Here is a 17,247-nt window from a genome sequence, read left to right as displayed (position 1 = left end):
TCAAATGCTCCTCAACATGCGCCACAACACCACGCACCCCGTGACCTGCAGGGCGAAGGCCGCGCTCAGCATGATCTTGCCGCTTTCGTCATCCCACATATGCAGCAGATAGCTGGGATTCACCGCCAGAAAGTAACCAGCCATGCTGATCGGCAGCAGCGCCAGCACCACGGCAGTCATTCGGGTTTCGCCGGTCATGGCGCGCAATTGGCGACCGGCCTGTTCCCGATCACGAATCAGCTTGATCAGGTTTTCCATCAGCTCGCTGGCATTGCCGCCGTAGCGGTGATTGACCCGCAAGCCGATGGCGAACAGGTGAAACTCATCGCGCTCATACAGTTCGGCAAAGTCCCTTGCCGCATCCGGCAGGCTGACCCCCAGTTGTACGTTACGCTCGATCCGGCTCATGCCGTCCTTGAGCGGCTGGTCGGTGGCGTCGATGCCGTGCAGCACGGCGTCGGCCAGGGTTCTGCCGGACTTGAGGCTGCGCACGGTATGGTCGAGCAATTGCGGCAGTTGCTGGATCATGCGGCGCACGCGCACCTCATAGCGCCATGAAACGAACGCACGCAGTGTCAGAGGTACCGCCAGCAGCACGCTGAGCGCACCGACGACGCCGGCCGTTGCGTAGCCGATCAGTATCAGCAGCGCATACAGCGACAAGGCCAGGCCCATGCGTTTGGTCGGCTGTCCCAGCCCGGCGCGCAAAAAGGCCCGATCCAGGTAGCTCCAACCGGTCTTTTCAGCCACGGGCTGCACTTGTCCGGCCATCAGCCGCTGCCGGACCCGTTCACTGGCTCCCTGATTGAGCGCCAGGTAGAACATGCGAATGGACGCAATAAACAGCAGCAAGGAGATCAGGCCCAGTACCAGAGACGCACTCATGCCGACTCCTTGAGCATGTCAGTAGCCAGGCCGCAGCTTGTCGCCAGCGGCATGGGCCGCTTCGCGCATGAAGCCGACCCCGGTGCGGCGATCAACGCGAAACAGGGTATTGGTGACATAGATGTCATCGCGTATGCCGACCACTTCCACCACTTCACTGACACAGCGGCGCCCGTCAGGCAGGCGCGTCAGCTGGATAATCACATCCAGCGCCGCGCAGACCATCTGGCGCAGGGTCTTTTCCGGGATCAGCCGCCCGGTCAGGCCCACCAGCGTTTCCAGACGCAGCAGAGCATCCTGTGCATTGTTGGCGTGCACGGTACTCATCGAGCCGTCGTGGCCGGTGTTCATCGCGGTCAATACGTCCAGCACTTCGACACCGCGAATCTCGCCGAGGATGATGCGGTCCGGGCGCATCCGCAGCGAGTTGCGGATCAGGTCGCTGGCGCGCACCTCGCCATGCCCTTCGGCGTTGGGCGGGCGGGTTTCCAGGCGCACCACATGCGGGTGGCTGAGCTGCAGCTCGGCGACGTCCTCGATGGTCACCAGACGCTGATGGCTGTCGATCAACTGGCTCAGCACGTTGAGCATGGTGGTCTTGCCCGTGCCGGTACCGCCGCTGACCAGAATGTTGCAGCGTTTGCCGACGGCCTCCTGGAAGAACTCGAAAATCGACTGATCGATGGTCTGCATGGCCACCAGGTCGGCGCTCTTGAGCATGTCCTTGCGGAATTTCCGGATCGACAGGCAAGGGCCGTCCAGCGCAATGGGCGGAATGATGGCGTTGACCCGGCTGCCATCGGGCAGGCGTGCGTCGACCATCGGTGAAGACTCGTCCAGACGCCGCCCAAGGGGTGCCAAGATGCGTTGCATCACGCGCTCGACGTGGTGCGAATCGATAAAGCGCAGGTCGGTGTGGTGCAGCACGCCATCGCGCTCGACAAAGACCTTGCCTGGCCCGTTGACCAGAATTTCCGTCACCGAGGTGTCGCGCAGCAGCACTTCCAGCGGGCCGAAGCCGGTCAGTTCGTCGACCAGTTCTTCAGCGAGGCGCTCCATTTCGTAACGCGAGATGGCCAGCCGCAGCCGTGCGACGTATTCGGCCACCTTGTCGATGACGAACTGCGCCAGGGCCGGTCGTGAGCCTTCGAGCAGGCTTTTGCCGCTTTCTTCCATGCCGTCGATGATGTAACGGTGCAGCACCAGTTTCAGGCCTTGCCCGTCGTCAGGCTTGCCTTGCGTACGCGATGAGACGCCAAACAGTTTCTCCGCCATTACCGGTTCCCCCACAGTCGAGCGAGCCAGCCCTGAACGGCTTTCTCGCGAGCCTCGGTATGCCGTGCCAGATGCTCGCCAAGCCGCCGCAGCCCGGAGCACAGCGCGTCGCGTGACGCCAGTTCGAACAGTGTCACGCCCTGATTCTTGGCGTTCAGGCGCAGCTCCGGCGCAAGCGGCAGTACCGCCAGCACCGGCAGGCCGAAGGTTTTGCTCACGGTTTCGGAATTGGGCGCGACCGAGCGCTGATAACGATCGACCAGCAGGCCGGCGTGCTGCATTTTCATGCCTTTTTCGCGCCAGTTGTTGAGTACCGTCAGGTTGCGTCGACAGCCCAGCACGCTCTGGTCGGTGTACCAGAGCAACTGATCGCAATGGCTGACCAGCGAGCGCAAGGCTTCGCTGTCGGGCTGACCTACCAGGTTCACCACCACATGCTGAAAATGCTGGCGCAGCGCGCTGAGCAGCATATAAAGCTCGGCGGCACTGGACTGTTCCAGATGATCGTCGGCTTCGCTGTAAGCCAGAATGCGCAGGCCGCTTTCGCTGGTGGTGAAAGCACTGTCGATCAGCGTTGCATCGAGCCTGCGCAAGTGGCGCAGGGCGTCACCGAAGCTGAAGGTCGATTCAAGACCGAGCATCAACAGGCTGTCGCCGCGTGGCAGGCCGAGGTCCAGCAGCAGCGTGCGCTGCCCGCTCTTGTGCACGACCATCGCCAGGTGCGTCGCGATCAAGGCCCCGTCGTCATCACTTTGTACGCCATACAGCACCGACAGGCCGCTCATGTTCGGGTTGGGCGTCACGGCGGGCAGGCGCTTGCTCAGGCGTCTGACCAGACCGGCGACCTCACTGGAGCGAGAGCCATAGGCAACGAAGTCCCTGGCTCCGGCGCGCATGGCATTGAGCACCAGCTGGTTATCCATGCCATCGCCGAGCGCAACGATGGCCAGCATCGGCTTTGCTTCCAGCGCACTTTCGATCAGGGCGCTCTGGGTCATCAAATGCTCACGGTCGAGCCCGACGAACACCACGCTGGCGAACGTCACGTCCACCAGCGCGAGCAGGTCGTCGAGGCTGCCGGTACCGGCACTGACCACCTGGCCCAGCGAACCCAGAGCACTTTGCAGCCACTCCAGGTCGGTGTTGTTACGGGTGATTGCCAGAAAGGTCTGGCTCAGGCTCTGGCTCATTTGGATAATCCGTCGCGGCGGTCGAAATCGCCGTTTTCCAGAAAATACAGACGCGGGAAGCTCGGGTCGTAGGTGCGCAGTGCCTCACCTGGCAGCGACGGCAGCCGGGCGTTGGCGGCCAGTGGCTGGACCAGATGCGGGGTGACGATCATCAGCAGTTCGCGCTCGTCGCGCTGGATTTGCGAGCTGCGAAAAAATGCACCGAGAATCGGGATGTCGCCAAGACCGGGAAACTTGTCCACCGAACCGCTGTTGCTGGAACTGATCAGCCCGCTGACCACGAAGCTCTCGCCGTCGGCAAGCGCAATGCTGGTATCGGTACGGCGGATGTTGAGTGCTGGCACGGTGGTCCCGGCGATGGTGATGCCGGCCGAGAAATCCAGCTCGCTGACTTCCGGCGCGACCTTCAGCAGAATCCGATCCCGGCCCACGACAGTCGGGGTCAGGGTCAGGCGCACGCCAAACTCCTTGTACTCGATGGAGATACCGTTGCCTTCACCATTGGGCACCGGCACCGGGAATTCGCCGCCGGCCAGAAAGCTCGCGCTTTGCCCGTTGAGGGCGACCAGGCTGGGGCGTGCCAGGGTGTAGGCGTAGCCGCTGTTTTCCATGGCGTTGATCATGCCCAGCACCTTGCTGCTGCCACCGCCCCAGACGATATTGAAATTGCTGTTGTTCAGCGGAATGCTCGGCGTTATGCCGCCCACAGCGCCAGGTGTGACGTTGACGCCCGGTACCGTGCCGGGCGCGCCGAACAGAAAGTTGCTCGAGCCTTTGCCGAAGATCGAGGTGCTGGCCTCCTTGAGTTTGGTGCGGCTGACTTCGATAAAACGGATGTCGGTCTGCACCTGGCTGGGTAACTGCGCATCGGCAGACGGCGCGGTGACACTCTCGACCATGGCGGTCGTCGCCCGGCCACGCACGAAGACCATGCTCTGGCGTGGCGCGCTTGCGCAGGCGGTCCAGACCATCAGGCTGGTCGTCCCCTGTGCGACGCCGGTCAACAGAAAACCGTCGCTGCCGTTGACATGTACATCGGCGATTTTCGGATCACCCACGGCGATGCGGGTGATGGGCACCGCAGAGCGCACCTCCTGTTGAATGCCCTGGTCAATTTCCACGGCAGCCGGCATCGCGGCAAGGCCGGCACAACTGCCCGAAGCGGCCCACGCGCCTGGCGCGCACAATGTTGCGATGACTAACGCCAGCAAACGGGGTTTTATAACTGGCACGGAACAACAGCTCATCAAATGCAATCCTTGCTCAATCAGGGAGTTTGTTGCGTGATCTGGTTACCGCGTATGACCTCGACAGCGCGAGACGTACGCGGGGTTGCGCCTGATGTTGGCGCGCTGGCCGGGCCCAAGCTCAGTTGTCTGAAGCTGACCAGTTGGCGGTTGGCTGAATCGAGTCGCTCGGCAGCGTCAGGGCCGCCGGCTTCGTTGGCCCAGTAATCCTGCAGGTTGCCCTCGTCGGCGCTGCGCACGGCCAGACGCAGCACACCGGTTTGCGACGCCAGCATCAGGCGCGCCACCAGGGCTTGCGGCACCGCGACCGTGACGGTTCGCGCGTTGATCCGCTGCTGCTCCTGTTTGAGGCGTTCGTCAGCGTTGATGTCCTGCACCGGCTTGCCGTTGCGGTCCGGACCGAGCAGCGCGCCAACGCCGAGAATGCGCAGGGCAGGCACCACAACCTGGCTCGACCGATTCGGATTGCTCACGTCCTCAGGCAGGTAAAGCAGTACATCCACGTAGTCGCCGGGGCTGAGTTGCCCGGAGGCGCCCGTCACTTCATCGACCTGCAACGCCAGGGCCCGTTCGTGAGGACGAATCATCCGCGCCAGGGTGCCGCCTGCTTCGAAGTTGCTCTCCGCAAGCCAGCTTCCGGCGGTCAGCGTGCGCCAACTGCTGCGCCCGACGATCTTGTCGATGGCTTCAAAGCTCCCGGGTGGGGCGACCTTGAGGCGCTCGATGGTCAGGTCATCGGCCGTGATTGCGGTGTAGGCAGGGATATCCCGGGCCAACACCACGACGTTGTGACGCAAAGCGTCCTCGACGGGAGGCGTCGGAGGCGTCTGGATCGCTGTTTCGGTGGTGACAGGTTCGCTGGGCGGAATGACAGCTGCAGGTGCCTCGGCTGGTTTGCTGACGGCGATCCCCAGATACGCGGCAATCAACGCCCCCAACAAAAACAGGACAGCAAGCACCAGGGTAATGCGACTGCTCATGGCAACTTTTCCCTTTGTCATCGCAGGACAACTTCAACACACGCGGTGCGGCAATTTCACCAGCAGGTAATAGAGGACAAGGTCAAATGTCCGTTATGTGAAGGTAGCTCATGGCAATCAAAGCGCCATTCTGCTTTGGTATAAAAATGCTTTCGGATGAATGGCATAGCCGTTTCTGCAGTTTGCGCAAAGGGCTGGGCAGACCTATAACTTTCCGGTTAATGCTTTGTTGAGATTGTGGGTTTTTTGATTGAGGGCAATGCTGATATTGCGAGGAGATATATGCGCAAGAAGGTTTATTGGCGCCACTGAAGGCGCAAGGAGAAATGAGATGTTCCTTACCCAGTTGTACGTCAGCATCTACACGCGTATTCAGTCTTTTTTCAAGGACAAGGAGGCGGCATCGGCGATCGAGTACGCAGTGATTGTAGCCATGGTGGCGCTGGTACTGTTTGCGTTCGTGACCCCCTTGGGGGACGCTATCAAAGGAAAATTCAATGATATTGTCACTGGATTGGGTGGTACTACGGTAAGTTAGTTGATTAATATGCTTTGAGTTCATTCCTGTTGAGATAACCACATGGCTGTCCACCCCATCCGCCAACAACTGCTTCTGGTTGATGACGAAGAGGACGCAAACGAGGAATTGGCAGAACTGCTCGAAGGTGAGGGGTTCTGCTGTTTCACGGCGTCTTCCGTCAAGATGGCCTTGCACCAGTTGACCCTCCATCCGGATATCGCGCTGGTGATCACTGACCTGCGGATGCCGGAGGAAAGCGGCATCCAGCTGATCCGTCACCTGCGCGATCACACCTCACGCCAGCATTTGCCCGTTATCGTCACTTCCGGCCATGCCGACATGGATGACGTCAGCGACCTGCTGCGCCTGCATGTGCTCGACCTGTTCCGCAAGCCGATCTATCACGTGCGTTTGCTGGAAACCCTCAACAACCTGTTTCCCGAGCCGAAGATCTTTCAGGTTCAGTGACGGCAGGCTCGCGCCCTACAGCATGCTCACGCCGGAGTATGGGCACGAAGTCAAAGGTCTATCGTTCCCCACGCTCCAGCGTGTGAATGCCTTTCGTGACGCTCTGCGTCATACCCGTCTGCGCTCACTCCACCACGCTGAATTCAACCCGCGCCGTCTGACCGCTTTCGTCCAGCACGCTTAACTGATAACGCCCCGGTTTGCTCAGGGTGGGGGTGAAGTCTTGCCGGGTGTCGGTGTCTGCCAGAGGTTTGCCATCGATAAACCACCAGCGATGGCCACTGCCGCCGAGTGCCGAGAGCGTGAGGCGTAAAGCCTGACGGCTGGTGGCAGGCAGGCGCAGGTTGTCGCCTTCGCGCACACCGACAATGCTCAGCGGGGGCGCCAGGTTCAGGTTCTGCGGTGGGCAATCCGGGTCAGCGGGTGGCAGGCGAGCATCGCGTCGCTCTGCTCTGGGCAGCCAGGGCTCCAGAGGCGCAGGCCACAGCGCGATGTCCTGCGCTCGGGCGTCCGGGCAATTGGCCGCGACGCGCAGCCCCTTGGCATTGACCCAGACACGCTCCTGCAAACCCAGCCCGAGCGGTTGGTCGGCCGCTTGCAGGGTGGGTGGCGTGGTGCCGTCCAGCGTCCAGGCGAAACGTTGGCGCCGGCAATTGGGGTCGCTTTTGTTCATCGGTTGACCCAGTGGCCAGCAGATGGCGGCTACACCGACGTTCAGCGGCACGGGTTGCACCGGTGCGGCGATCCCGCGCTGACTGTCGCGATTGACCAGCACATCGTGCACCTGAAGCATCAGCGGCGCTGCCGAAGCCAGCCCGAACTGCCCCGGCACCGGTGTGCCATCCGGCCGACCGATCCACACACCGACCAGAAAGCGCGGTCCGACGCCAATCGCCCAGGCATCGCGGAAGCCATAGCTGGTGCCGGTTTTCCAGGCCAGTTGCGGGCGCTGTACCAGCTCGGCGCGCGGGTCGATGTCCGGGCGCGACTGGCCACTGAGAATGCGTCGAATGATCCACGCAGCGCCCGGTGACATCATCCGCCGCTCGCGCAGTCGGTCCTGCGGTTGCAATCGAACATCGGCACTGCGCCCGCCGCGCGCGAAGGCGCTGTAGCCTGTCACCAAGTCCTCTAACCGACTGCCCGCGCCACCAAGAATCAGTGCCAGACTGGGCTCGGCCAGCGGCGGCAGGCTCAGGGGCACGCCGCCATTGCGCAGTTCGGCGGCGAAGCGTTTCGGCCCGTAGACCTCCAGCAATTGCACGGCAGGCAGGTTGAGGGACATCGACAGCGCCGAACTGACTGCCACCGGTCCGCCGAAGCCGCTCGAAAAGTTGCCCGGTCGATAGTCGCCATAGCGCCGCGGCACATCCTGCATCAGCGATTCGGAATGGATCAGCCCGGCGTCCATGGCCATGCCGTACAGGAACGGCTTGAGCGTCGAGCCCGGTGAACGCAGGGCGGTGACCATGTCCACATGGCCGAAACGCTTGGTGTCGTTGATGTCCACCGAGCCCACGTACGCGCGTACGGCCATGTTCTCAGCCTCGACCACCAGAATCGCTGCCGACGTTCGTTCCGGGAGGCGTGCGCGCCAGCCCATCAGCAGGTCTTCCATGCGTCGTTGCAGTGAGGCGTCCAGCGTGGTGCGGATCAGTGGCGGGCTGTTGGGTCGATTCAGGCGTCGGGCCAGCAGCGGCGCCAGGCTCGGTTCCTGTCGCGGCGCCAGCCATAAAGGCTCTTCCAGTGCTTCGTTCACGCTTGCTTGCGGCCACACCTGAAACTCGGCCAGACGTCTCAACACCTTGTCGCGGGCCTGTTGCGCGCGCTGCGGGTGACGATCAGGACGCAGACGGCTAGGCGCCTGTGGCAGCACCGCCAGCAATGCCGCCTCGGCGCGGGTCAGGTTTTGCGGCGACTTGCCCAGATAGGCCCAACTGGCGGCTGCGACGCCTTGCAGTGTGCCGCCGAACGGGGCGCGATTGAGGTACAGATTGAGGATCTGATCCTTGGACAGGTGCCACTCAAGTTGCAGCGTGCGCCACAGCTGGCGAAACTTGCCGGATAGCGTACGCGAATGCGGATCGAGCAACCGCGCCACTTGCATCGACAGTGTGCTGCCGCCTGAGACTACACGGGCACCGCTGAGGTTTTGCCAGGTGGCGCGCAACAGCGCCAGCGGGTTCACCCCGGGATGGCTGTAGAACCAGCGGTCTTCGTAGGTTAGCAGGGCTTCGAGGTAGTAGGGCGAGACCTGCTCGTTGCTGACCGGGTAGCGCCATACGCCATTGGTATCGGCGAAGCGCCACAGTGGTGTACCGTCCTCGGCCAGCACAACGCGAGCCAGATCGTCCCTGGGCAGTGGCAGCGGCCAGAGTCGGTCAGCCAGCCAGAGGAGGGCGATCAGCAGCATGATCGCGCCCGCCAGCCACTTGAACGTTCGCGGCAGGCGCAGAAGAAATTCAGGTTTCAACGCAAAGAGCCTTTATGATCCACGGAACCTGACACGCATTGCGACAGCCAAAGCGGACAGACCATTTTCTTCACGACCCCAATCAGGACGTACATATGCAGGTAGAAGGCTTTTTTGAATGGCTCGGGCAGGCCATCGGCGCGATCATTCGCTTCTTTGTCGACGGTCTGGCGTGGTTGTTCAACGGGTTTACCCATGCCGGGGGAAATTTTGTCGATGGCTTGTCTCGCACGCTGGGCATGGACACCTCGCTGATCAGCATCATCGCACTGGTCATCGGCCTGATGCTGCTGTACTCGGCGGTTCGCGCCTTCATGCGCGCTTCGATCATCCTTGGCATCATCTGGCTGGCGCTGGGCCTCTGGTTGCTGAGCTGGATCATTCATTGATGCGTTGAAGGCTAACCCGCCGCCATGGCGGGTGAACGGGGCGACGCCTTCGCGAGCAAGCTCGCTCCCACTGGATCTGCGGTGTGTCGGGGCAGTTGTGTATGGTGCCTCGATCGTTTCTGTGGCGCACATCTGAGACACTTTTTACTTTTGTAGGAGCGAACTTGTTCGCGAAGGCTCTGGTACGGGCGATACATCTTCAGCGGATGTACCGGCCCTTTCGCGAACAATGCGGATCGCCGCCCCGGTCGCTCCTACTGGAGCTGTGGTGTGTCGGGCCATTTGCGAGCGAGCTTGCCCTAACTGTCACGCCTTCCAGTCAGTAATCGATCATTTCCCCTTCACCACCATCTGCGCTGGCGCTTCGCCCAGGGCTTGCCAGTTCGGGCGGTACATGGATTCGACCTGTGGCGGCGGTACGCGGTAGGTGCCCGGGGTGACGGCTCGCGCAAGGTAGAGCAGGTGCACGGTGCTGCTGCCGTCGATGTCCAGGGCTGCCACGTAACGATCGCCGCGATATTCCTGATGCTTGATCCCGGCGTTTTCCATCGACTCACGGATGGTTTTCACCTCCTCGCTGGCGTCTTCCAGGCTGGCCGCGCTTTGCGCCAGGTTCTGGTTTTCCAGCTCCAGGCCCGCAGGCAGCAGGTCCACCGCCAACGCATCCGGCACGCGCTGTTTGGCACCGATCTCCAGGTGCACCAGCACCAGTTGCCCGGTTTTCAAGGCGCCAATGTTCAGTGGTGCGCCGCTCAGGTTCAGGTACTCGCGGCGAATGCTCAGGTTTTCGCCACCCGCCGCAGGCGCCTGGGTGGGATAACCGGAGACGGTCAGTTGCTGGTAAAGCGCTTCGCTGCTCTGGTTGTGTACCGAAAGCGGCGAGGCCAGCAGCGAACCGTCCAGCTTGAGGCCCGGCTGCCGGTTGCTCAGCTCGCGGGTTTGAGTGCCGCTGGCGATGCTGGCGGTCCAGTCCTTTTCCGCTTTGCCCAGCAGGTTGCGGCCAGCCATGAACAGTGAATTGCTTTCCTGCGTGGACAGGTAACGATTGGCGGCCACCTCATCGGCCAAGGCAAACAGGCGCTCATCACGCTTGTCTTTGCCGAGGTCGTTTTCTTCCAGCAATGCCAGTATCAGCGCCTGATCACGCAGCGAACTGCCGTAGTCAGCCAGCCATTCATTCTTGCGGCTGGCGGCCAGGCCCGCCAGCAGGGCCTGGTCGGCGCGGGGTTTGTCGCCCATTTTTTCCAGCGCGACTGCCAGTTGCACCAGCGGCAGGCCGGAGCGTGCGTCACTGCGGCGGTCGAACAGGCTGCGCAAGGCCGCGAGCGGTGCCTGCTGACTGCGTGACAGCACCTGCCCGGCATAGGCTTGCACAGCGAAGCGCGTATGTTCGGCGTTCTGGCTGTAATTGACCTGAATCTGGCCGGCATCCTGCAGATAACGCAGTAGGCGTTCACTGGCTTTCTTCAGCGCATCCGGCGGCACGGCAAAGCCCTGATCGCGGGCGCGCAGCAGAAAATCGGTGACATACGCCGTCAGCCAGTATTCCTCATCGCTGTCCGAGCCCCACAGGCCAAAACTGCCGTTGTAACGTTGCATGCCCAGCAGCCGCTCGATGCCAATCTCGACCTTGCGCTTGCGTTCGGCATCCGTTTCGCCGGTCAGGCCCAGGCGCTTGAGGGTTGCAGCATCGGCATACAGCGACGGGTACAGGCCACTGGCGGTCTGTTCCAGGCAGCCGTAGGGGTAGGCTTTCAATGCGCGAATCTGTTCGCCGAGGTTCAAGGGCGGACGGCTCGACAACGACAGCAGCGCCTCACGACCGGCCGGTTCGAACGCTTCCAGCGCGCCCTCCGGCAGGCTCCAGGGCTGATCATTGAGGGTGGCGCGGTAATGCTTGAGCATCGCCGGGTAGGCCGGGCGCACACCGACGGTCCATTCGCGGGTGAAGGCCGGCAGGTTTTCGCCCGGCAGTTCCAGACCTTCGACCAGTACCTTGATCTTGCCCTGACCCAGGCCGCCCTGCGCCAGCACCGGAATCTTCAGGGTGACGCGCTGGCCGTCCTTGAGCTGCAGGGGCTTGCTCTGCTCGCCGCCCGGAAGGCTCAACTGGCCCTCAGCGCTGATGTTCACGTCCAGCTTCTGTGCCTTGCCCGACAGGTTGGAGACGTCCAGCGCCACGCTGGTCTGGTCGCCGCCGGCAAGAAAGCGCGGCGTCGACAGTTCGGCGATGATCGGCGCAGCAACCACGGTTTTCGCCTCGGCCATGCCGTAGCGGTCGTCGGTCCAGGCTTGAGCCATGACGCGCAGCTCGCCGTTGAAGTCCGGGATATCGACGCTGACTTCACCTTCACCGGCGTCATTGAGCGTCACCGGCGCACTTTGCAGCGCCACGATGGTGACGCTGGTGTCCGGACGTTTGCCGCCCTTCGCCAGTGCATCGCCACCGAACGCCATGCTTGCCAGGCGCCCCTGACCGGCTTCGATCAACTGACCGTAGATGTCCAGTTGGTCTGCGCCGTACTGCTTGCGGCCAAACAGGCTGGCAAACGGATCGGGCGTCGCGTAGCTGGTGATATTGAGGATGCCGACGTCCACCGCCGACACCAGCACATGGACCTGTTTGGGTACGCTGCCGTCAGCATTTTTGGCGGCGACCTTGAGGGTCAGCGGTTGTCTGGGGCGCATTTTCTCCGGCGCGGTGAGCGTCAGCGCCAGCTTGCGCTGCGCCCGGTCCAGCGGCAGGTGCAGCACACCCACGGCGCGCTTGGGTGTGACATTGGCCTTGCGTTCACCGGGGCGTATCACCAGAGCGGTGACGTACAGGTCGTGGCGCGCCCATTTTTTGTCCAGCGGGATGTCATACGATTTGCCTTCGGCAGGCACGTCGATTTCCTGCCACCACAGCGGGCCTTCACTGGACTCGATCAGCAGATAACCCTTGCCCGCAGCCGGAGGAGTGACAGTGACTTTCGCGGTGTCGCCGTCGTTGTAGGCCGGCTTGTCCAGCGCCAGCTTGACCTGATCCGGCCTGACCGCGCCGCCGTCAGTGTTGTCCTGCCAGCGGTAACCGGCCCAAAAGCGCAGGCTGCTGACCATTCCGGTGGACGGATCTTCCACCTCGACACGGTAAGGACCCCATTCGACCGGGAAGCTGACCCTGGCGGTGGCGTCCTTGGTGATGCTGACGGTTTCTTCGTTGAGGTTGAGGAATTTCTCGTTGAAGTGGTAACTCCAGCCGTCGTCGGCCGAGTAGTTCCAGTAGTAATCGCGGCGCTCGCGGATCAGCCGGACTTTCACGTTGTCAGCCGCCAGCTTGTTGCCCGCCGCGTCGGCCATGACAATTTCAAAATCGGCCGGGCCGTCGCCGTTGGTCTGCGCCTCGCCCTTGGCTTCGTCGTCGTAGTCGTCATTGCCTGCGCTGCTGCCGAACAGGGCACGTACGCCGGGCAGCTGTTCGGCCGGCCAGATGGGCTGCACCAGACGACGGGTGATCGGCCGCCCGCCGGACTCTTGCATGCTGGCTTGCAGAATCAGTTGCAGCGGCGATTTGGCCTGCGCCCACTCGCTCTGCACGGCGAGCGTGGAATGACCTTCGGCATCGAGGGTGACGGGTTCAAGCTCCAGATCATGCTTGAGGTCTTCTTCAGTGATCGAGCCGAACTGATAACCCGGCAGCTTCGACACCGCCTCACGCAGCGGGCGGACATAGACCTGACCGGTCAGCGTATTGCCCGAAGCCGGGGCGCCGTACAGGTAGCGGCCAGTGATATCGAATTGCGGGTTGTCAGCAGGCGCCACCGGCGTGTCGCTGCCCTTGAGTTCCAGCGCCAGACGCTCGGGCAGGAAGTCCTCGACCTTGAACTCGTAGAGCTGCGGTTTGCCGTCGCCCAGGTCGAACACCAGTTGCCAGCGTCCGGTGGGCGCTTCGTCGGCAAGCGGCAATTGATACTGGTAGAAACCGTTGCTGTCGGCTTCCCAGACGAATTTGCGGCTGACCTGATCATCGGGACGGCGCACTTCGACGGTGATGGGCTGCGGCTTGACGGTGTTGCCGTCGCTGTTGCGCAGCAGGCCGTTGAGCAGCACGGTTTCGCCGGGGCGATACAGGTCGCGCGGGCCGAAGATGAAGAATTGCAGGGGGTGAGCCTGCGGGCCGGAGATATCGAATTCGGCCAGGTCCAGCGCCGAGCTGTTGAGGCGCAGCATGCTGGTCTGTTCGTCCTTGTGCGCCAGTACCACGGCAGCCTTGGCCGGCAATGGCAGTTGCGCGTGGCCGTCGCTGTCGGTCTTGCCCTGGGCGACGACCTTGCCGTTGTCGTCATACACATCGACGCTGATATCACTCAGCGCCTTGCCACCCTCGAGCGCTTGAGTGAAGACGTCCAGACGGTTGCTATAACGGTGCACCGACAGGCCGATGTCACTGAGCGTCAACAGGGTGGCTGGCTGCGAGTAGCTGTAGGTGCCCGAGGCGCGCATCACCGCCAGATAAACGCCTGGCTGTTGCAGGGGCTTGATACCGGCAATCGGCAGCAACAGGGTTTCGCGGGTGTTGCGCGCGGGCTTAAGGTCGAAGCGGCCGCTGTAGACCAGTTCGGCCATGGGCAGCAGTTCTTCGGAACTGTAGCTGGACAGGCTCGACGCGCCGTCCCACTGGGCGAGGAAGTTCGGCATCGAATCGGGTTTGATGCGGAAGAACTCGACATCCACCTTGTCGACGTTCAGCGCGATCACCGGCATGCCCTCGGCCAGACGGGTCGGCAGCAGGCTGCCACGGCTGGCGAAACCGACAGAGGGCTGCAGGTCGCGGGTTTCCAGGCGGCTGATGTATTCGGCGGCGAGTTTGGCCTTGTTGACGGCCAGCAACCCGGCATCGACGGTCAGGACCAGTTTGCGCTGCGGCTCCAGGTGGCGCAGGCGCAATTCCATGAGGTTATCCGACAGTTCCCAGGCACCGTCGACCTTGCCGCTCTTGCTGTCCACCAAGTGAAGTTTTTCGTCGAATTTCTGCTCGGGGTCGAGCGGTACCGAGAAGCTTACCGACAGCGTGCTTGCGCCGTCGACCTGGATTTCCGAGACATCGATGACCGTCAGTTCACGGCCTGTGTAGCGCTTGCTCAGCGCGGCGAGGTCGACTGCGGGTTTGGGCTTCGTGTCGGTGACCGTTGCCTGGGTCGTGGGTGCCGCGGCGGGCGCGGGTTTATCCGTGGAAGAAGAATCACAGGCGCTCAGCAGCGCAAGCGCGCAAGCCAGAAACAATCCTTTGTTTAGCATGGGGGCACTCATCGGCAACGGTAGAGAGGGTGCGACTATATAACAGTCGTGATGACAAGTATTACTGTCAGATTGACCAGTAAGGTCATCTATCGAACGGACTGACTATCGTGCCTATGCTCCGCGTTGGCATGCAGTGGGTGACGCAGAGCGTCACGAAATGCATTCCCAGGCTGGAGCGTGCGCAACGATAACGCCGCAGCTTTCGAGGCATGAGTACCCTTTCCGGACGTATCGAAACGCTGGGACACCCCGCGTTTGATCTGGCTACAATGCCCGCCTTGCCGGGAGTTCTCATGTCTACGTTGCTCACTGACTGGCGTCATCGCTCAACCCATCGTCGTGTCTGGTCGCTGGCGACGCCGATGATTCTGTCGAATATTTCCGTTCCGCTGGTGGCGCTGGTCGACAGTGCGGTGATCGGTCATTTGCCCCACGCCCATCAGCTGGGCGCCGTGGCGGTGGGCGCGACGCTGTATACCTTTCTCGCCTGGGCCATGGGCTTTCTGCGCATGGGCACCACCGGGTTTGCCGCGCAGGCGGCAGGGCGCAGTGACAGCGCTGCGTTGCGGCGGATTCTGTTGCAGGGGCTGCTGCTGGCTGTCGGGCTGGCGTTGTTGCTGGGTGTGATCGCCTTGCCGTTCAGCCATCTGGCGCTGACGATGATGCAGCCGTCTGCCGATCTGCAGCAAATGACCCTGGATTTCTTCCATACCCGACTGTTCGGCCTGCCTGCGGCGCTGGCCAGTTATGCGCTGGTCGGCTGGTTTCTGGGTGCGCAGAACGCTCGGGCGCCACTGGCGATTCTGCTGGTGACCAATGCCGTCAACATCGTGCTCAATCTGTGGTTCGTCATGGGGCTGGACTGGGGCGTGGTCGGCTCGGCGCGTGCTTCGGTACTCGCGGAGTGGACCGGCGTGGTGCTCGGTCTGCTGCTGGCACGCAACACCTTGCGCGCCTGGCCGGGCCGGATTGTCTGGTCGGCCTTGCGGCTGTGGAGCAACTGGCGGCCCTTGCTGGCCGTCAACCGGGACATCTTTCTGCGCACGCTGGCGCTGCAATCGGTGATGTTCCTGATCACCGTGCAGGGCGCTCGCCTGGGGGATGCGACGGTTGCCGCCAATGCCTTGCTGCTCAATGGCCTGCTGTTGACTGCCCATGCCCTGGATGGGCTGGCGCATGCGGTCGAAGCGCTGTGCGGGCATGCCATCGGCGCGCGGGACCGGGATACGTTGCGCCGCTCTCTGGTGGTCGCTGGGGGCTGGTCACTGATTTCCAGCGTAGTGTTTGCGCTGTTCTTTCTGGTGGCTGGGCAGGGCTTCGTCAGCCTGCAGACCGATATACCGGAAGTGCGCGCCACCGCGATGATGTATCTGCCGTATCTGGCGCTGATGCCATTGTTGGCCGTGTGGAGCTACCTGCTGGACGGCCTGTTCATCGGTGCCACCCGTGCGCGGGAAATGCGTAACGCGATGCTGTTCAGCGCAGCGGGCATCGCGCCATTGGCTTATCTGGCTTCCAGCCACGGCAACCACGCCCTATGGCTGACGTTCCTGGCTTTTACCCTGTTGCGCGGCCTGAGCCTGGGGACCATTGCCTGGCGGCTGACACGCAGGGACGGCTGGTTCGTTCACTGAGCCTTTGGCCCGGTTGCGTTCTTTTCGGATGCCGTTTGCGGCGTGTGCCTGACGAACATGTCCACCTCGTCGACCACTGGGGCCAGACCGCTCAGTAATCTGGCGAATGCGCCGACCAGCGTGCCGTGATTGGTGCGTGAGAAATACAGGTCGCGCACCGGCACGCCGGCTTCACGCAACGCCCTGGCCAGGCCGCCGGTGTTGCGCTTGGGGTTGACCAGCGAGTCGGTGTGCGAGGCCATCAGCAGTGCCGGTGGCGCGCCGGACGTGACGTGGTTGATGGGTTGCGAATCCAGCGGGGAATTGGGGAAGAAGAACACTGGCTTCACGTCCGGGTTCTCGATGGGCAGGAAGTCATAAGGCCCGGCCAGCCCGATCCAGCCGCTGAGGATGGAGGGCGACAAGCCTTCGCGCGCCAGCCAGCGCGGGTCGAGCGCGAGCATTGCGGCGTTGTAGGCCCCGGCGCTGTGGCCCATCACGTACAGGCGGCTCGGGTCTCCCCCGTAGGTGTTTGCATGTTTGTGTGCCCAGGCCAGGGCCTTGGCCGAGTCTTCCAGAAAGCTTGGGTAACGTACCTGTGGATACAGTCTGTAGTCGGCGATAATCACCACCATGCCTCGTGCGGCCAGCGCTTCGCCGACGAACGCGTAATCAGCCTTCGAACCGCTGTTCCAGCTGCCGCCGTAGAAAAACACTACGACCGGTGCCTTGGCCGGTTTCGCCTTGGGCGTGTAGACATCCAGCGTATTACGTGGATCCGGCCCGTACGCCAGGTTGTAGACATGATCGACAGGGCCGCTTGGGTTCAACGTATTGAGCAGCTTCAAAGGCGAGCAACCGGACAGCGCTGCCAGTACGGCACCGGTCATCAGTGTCAGGAAAATCACTCGGATCATAGCGGAGGGG

12 protein-coding genes are annotated in these 17,247 nt (G+C 62.4%); 4 read left to right on the top strand and 8 right to left on the bottom strand.

Annotated features, from left to right (window positions below; genetic code table 11):
* The 5 genes from AC54XV_RS23120 to cpaB are packed head-to-tail and all read right to left on the bottom strand — an operon-like array spanning position 1 to position 5,577.
* Complete coding sequence (locus tag AC54XV_RS23120; RefSeq protein ID WP_032654259.1) at positions 1-885, bottom strand: type II secretion system F family protein; 885 nt, start codon at positions 883-885, stop codon at positions 1-3.
* A gap of 18 nt (positions 886-903) precedes the next feature.
* The gene (locus tag AC54XV_RS23115) at positions 904-2,160 is read right to left on the bottom strand and encodes a TadA family conjugal transfer-associated ATPase (protein ID WP_003399726.1); all 1,257 of its coding nucleotides are present in this window, start codon (positions 2,158-2,160) and stop codon (positions 904-906) included.
* The gene (locus tag AC54XV_RS23110) at positions 2,160-3,350 is read right to left on the bottom strand and encodes a CpaE/TadZ family protein (RefSeq protein ID WP_032654256.1); all 1,191 of its coding nucleotides are present in this window, start codon (positions 3,348-3,350) and stop codon (positions 2,160-2,162) included. The genes AC54XV_RS23115 and AC54XV_RS23110 overlap by 1 nt, the downstream gene beginning before the upstream one ends.
* Positions 3,347-4,597 carry a type II and III secretion system protein family protein gene (locus AC54XV_RS23105; protein WP_032654254.1) on the bottom strand — a complete coding sequence of 417 codons (1,251 nt, stop codon included), beginning with the start codon at positions 4,595-4,597 and terminating at the stop codon, positions 3,347-3,349. Before AC54XV_RS23105 ends, AC54XV_RS23110 begins: the two co-directional genes overlap by 4 nt.
* A 20-nt stretch (positions 4,598-4,617) precedes the next feature.
* Complete coding sequence (gene cpaB, locus AC54XV_RS23100; RefSeq protein ID WP_024642373.1) at positions 4,618-5,577, bottom strand: Flp pilus assembly protein CpaB; 960 nt, start codon at positions 5,575-5,577, stop codon at positions 4,618-4,620.
* Between the two features lie 331 nt (positions 5,578-5,908).
* On the opposite strand from cpaB, the gene AC54XV_RS23095 reads away from it, so the two are divergent.
* Positions 5,909-6,115, top strand: a complete 207-nt coding sequence (locus tag AC54XV_RS23095) for a Flp family type IVb pilin (RefSeq protein ID WP_003399733.1) — start codon at positions 5,909-5,911, stop codon at positions 6,113-6,115.
* A gap of 42 nt (positions 6,116-6,157) precedes the next feature.
* On the top strand, positions 6,158-6,565 hold the full coding sequence (locus tag AC54XV_RS23090) for a response regulator (RefSeq protein WP_010427292.1): 408 nt from the start codon (positions 6,158-6,160) through the stop codon (positions 6,563-6,565).
* Between the two features lie 124 nt (positions 6,566-6,689).
* On the opposite strand, the gene pbpC is transcribed toward AC54XV_RS23090, so the two are convergent.
* Positions 6,690-9,038 carry a peptidoglycan glycosyltransferase PbpC gene (gene pbpC / locus AC54XV_RS23085; RefSeq protein ID WP_024642346.1) on the bottom strand — a complete coding sequence of 783 codons (2,349 nt, stop codon included), beginning with the start codon at positions 9,036-9,038 and terminating at the stop codon, positions 6,690-6,692.
* Positions 9,039-9,133: 95 nt separating this feature from the next.
* Here pbpC and AC54XV_RS23080 point away from each other — a divergent pair, with 95 nt between their 5' ends.
* Positions 9,134-9,427: a hypothetical protein gene (locus tag AC54XV_RS23080; protein ID WP_003307908.1), complete on the top strand. Its 294-nt coding sequence runs from the start codon at positions 9,134-9,136 to the stop codon at positions 9,425-9,427.
* Positions 9,428-9,757: 330 nt separating this feature from the next.
* Here the strand turns inward: AC54XV_RS23080 and AC54XV_RS23075 are convergent, their stop codons facing one another.
* Complete coding sequence (locus tag AC54XV_RS23075; protein ID WP_480467929.1) at positions 9,758-14,704, bottom strand: alpha-2-macroglobulin family protein; 4,947 nt, start codon at positions 14,702-14,704, stop codon at positions 9,758-9,760.
* A gap of 296 nt (positions 14,705-15,000) precedes the next feature.
* Between AC54XV_RS23075 and AC54XV_RS23070 the strand changes: the two genes are divergently transcribed.
* On the top strand, positions 15,001-16,341 hold the full coding sequence (locus AC54XV_RS23070; RefSeq protein WP_032654246.1) for an MATE family efflux transporter: 1,341 nt from the start codon (positions 15,001-15,003) through the stop codon (positions 16,339-16,341).
* On the opposite strand, the gene AC54XV_RS23065 is transcribed toward AC54XV_RS23070, so the two are convergent.
* Positions 16,335-17,237, bottom strand: coding sequence for an alpha/beta hydrolase (locus AC54XV_RS23065; protein WP_032654243.1), 903 nt, complete (start codon positions 17,235-17,237; stop codon positions 16,335-16,337). The two genes, AC54XV_RS23070 and AC54XV_RS23065, sit on opposite strands and share 7 nt — an antisense overlap.
* Between the last annotated feature and the right edge of the window lie 10 nt (positions 17,238-17,247).

Source organism: Pseudomonas fragariae (ex Marin et al. 2024) (assembly GCF_059621105.1).
This window is presented reverse-complemented; position numbering and strand designations above follow the sequence as displayed.

Bases quoted from the DNA above. Each gene is read 5' to 3' on its own strand.
- AC54XV_RS23120 (WP_032654259.1), bottom strand. From the start codon at position 885: ATGAGTGCGTCTCTGGTACTGGGCCTGATCTCCTTGCTGCTGTTTATT.
- AC54XV_RS23115 (WP_003399726.1), bottom strand. From the start codon at position 2,160: ATGGCGGAGAAACTGTTTGGCGTCTCATCGCGTACGCAAGGCAAGCCT.
- AC54XV_RS23110 (WP_032654256.1), bottom strand. From the start codon at position 3,350: ATGAGCCAGAGCCTGAGCCAGACCTTTCTGGCAATCACCCGTAACAAC.
- AC54XV_RS23105 (WP_032654254.1), bottom strand. From the start codon at position 4,597: ATGAGCTGTTGTTCCGTGCCAGTTATAAAACCCCGTTTGCTGGCGTTA.
- cpaB (WP_024642373.1), bottom strand. From the start codon at position 5,577: ATGAGCAGTCGCATTACCCTGGTGCTTGCTGTCCTGTTTTTGTTGGGG.
- AC54XV_RS23095 (WP_003399733.1), top strand. From the start codon at position 5,909: ATGTTCCTTACCCAGTTGTACGTCAGCATCTACACGCGTATTCAGTCT.
- AC54XV_RS23090 (WP_010427292.1), top strand. From the start codon at position 6,158: ATGGCTGTCCACCCCATCCGCCAACAACTGCTTCTGGTTGATGACGAA.
- AC54XV_RS23080 (WP_003307908.1), top strand. From the start codon at position 9,134: ATGCAGGTAGAAGGCTTTTTTGAATGGCTCGGGCAGGCCATCGGCGCG.
- AC54XV_RS23075 (WP_480467929.1), bottom strand. From the start codon at position 14,704: ATGCTAAACAAAGGATTGTTTCTGGCTTGCGCGCTTGCGCTGCTGAGC.
- AC54XV_RS23070 (WP_032654246.1), top strand. From the start codon at position 15,001: ATGTCTACGTTGCTCACTGACTGGCGTCATCGCTCAACCCATCGTCGT.
- AC54XV_RS23065 (WP_032654243.1), bottom strand. From the start codon at position 17,237: ATGATCCGAGTGATTTTCCTGACACTGATGACCGGTGCCGTACTGGCA.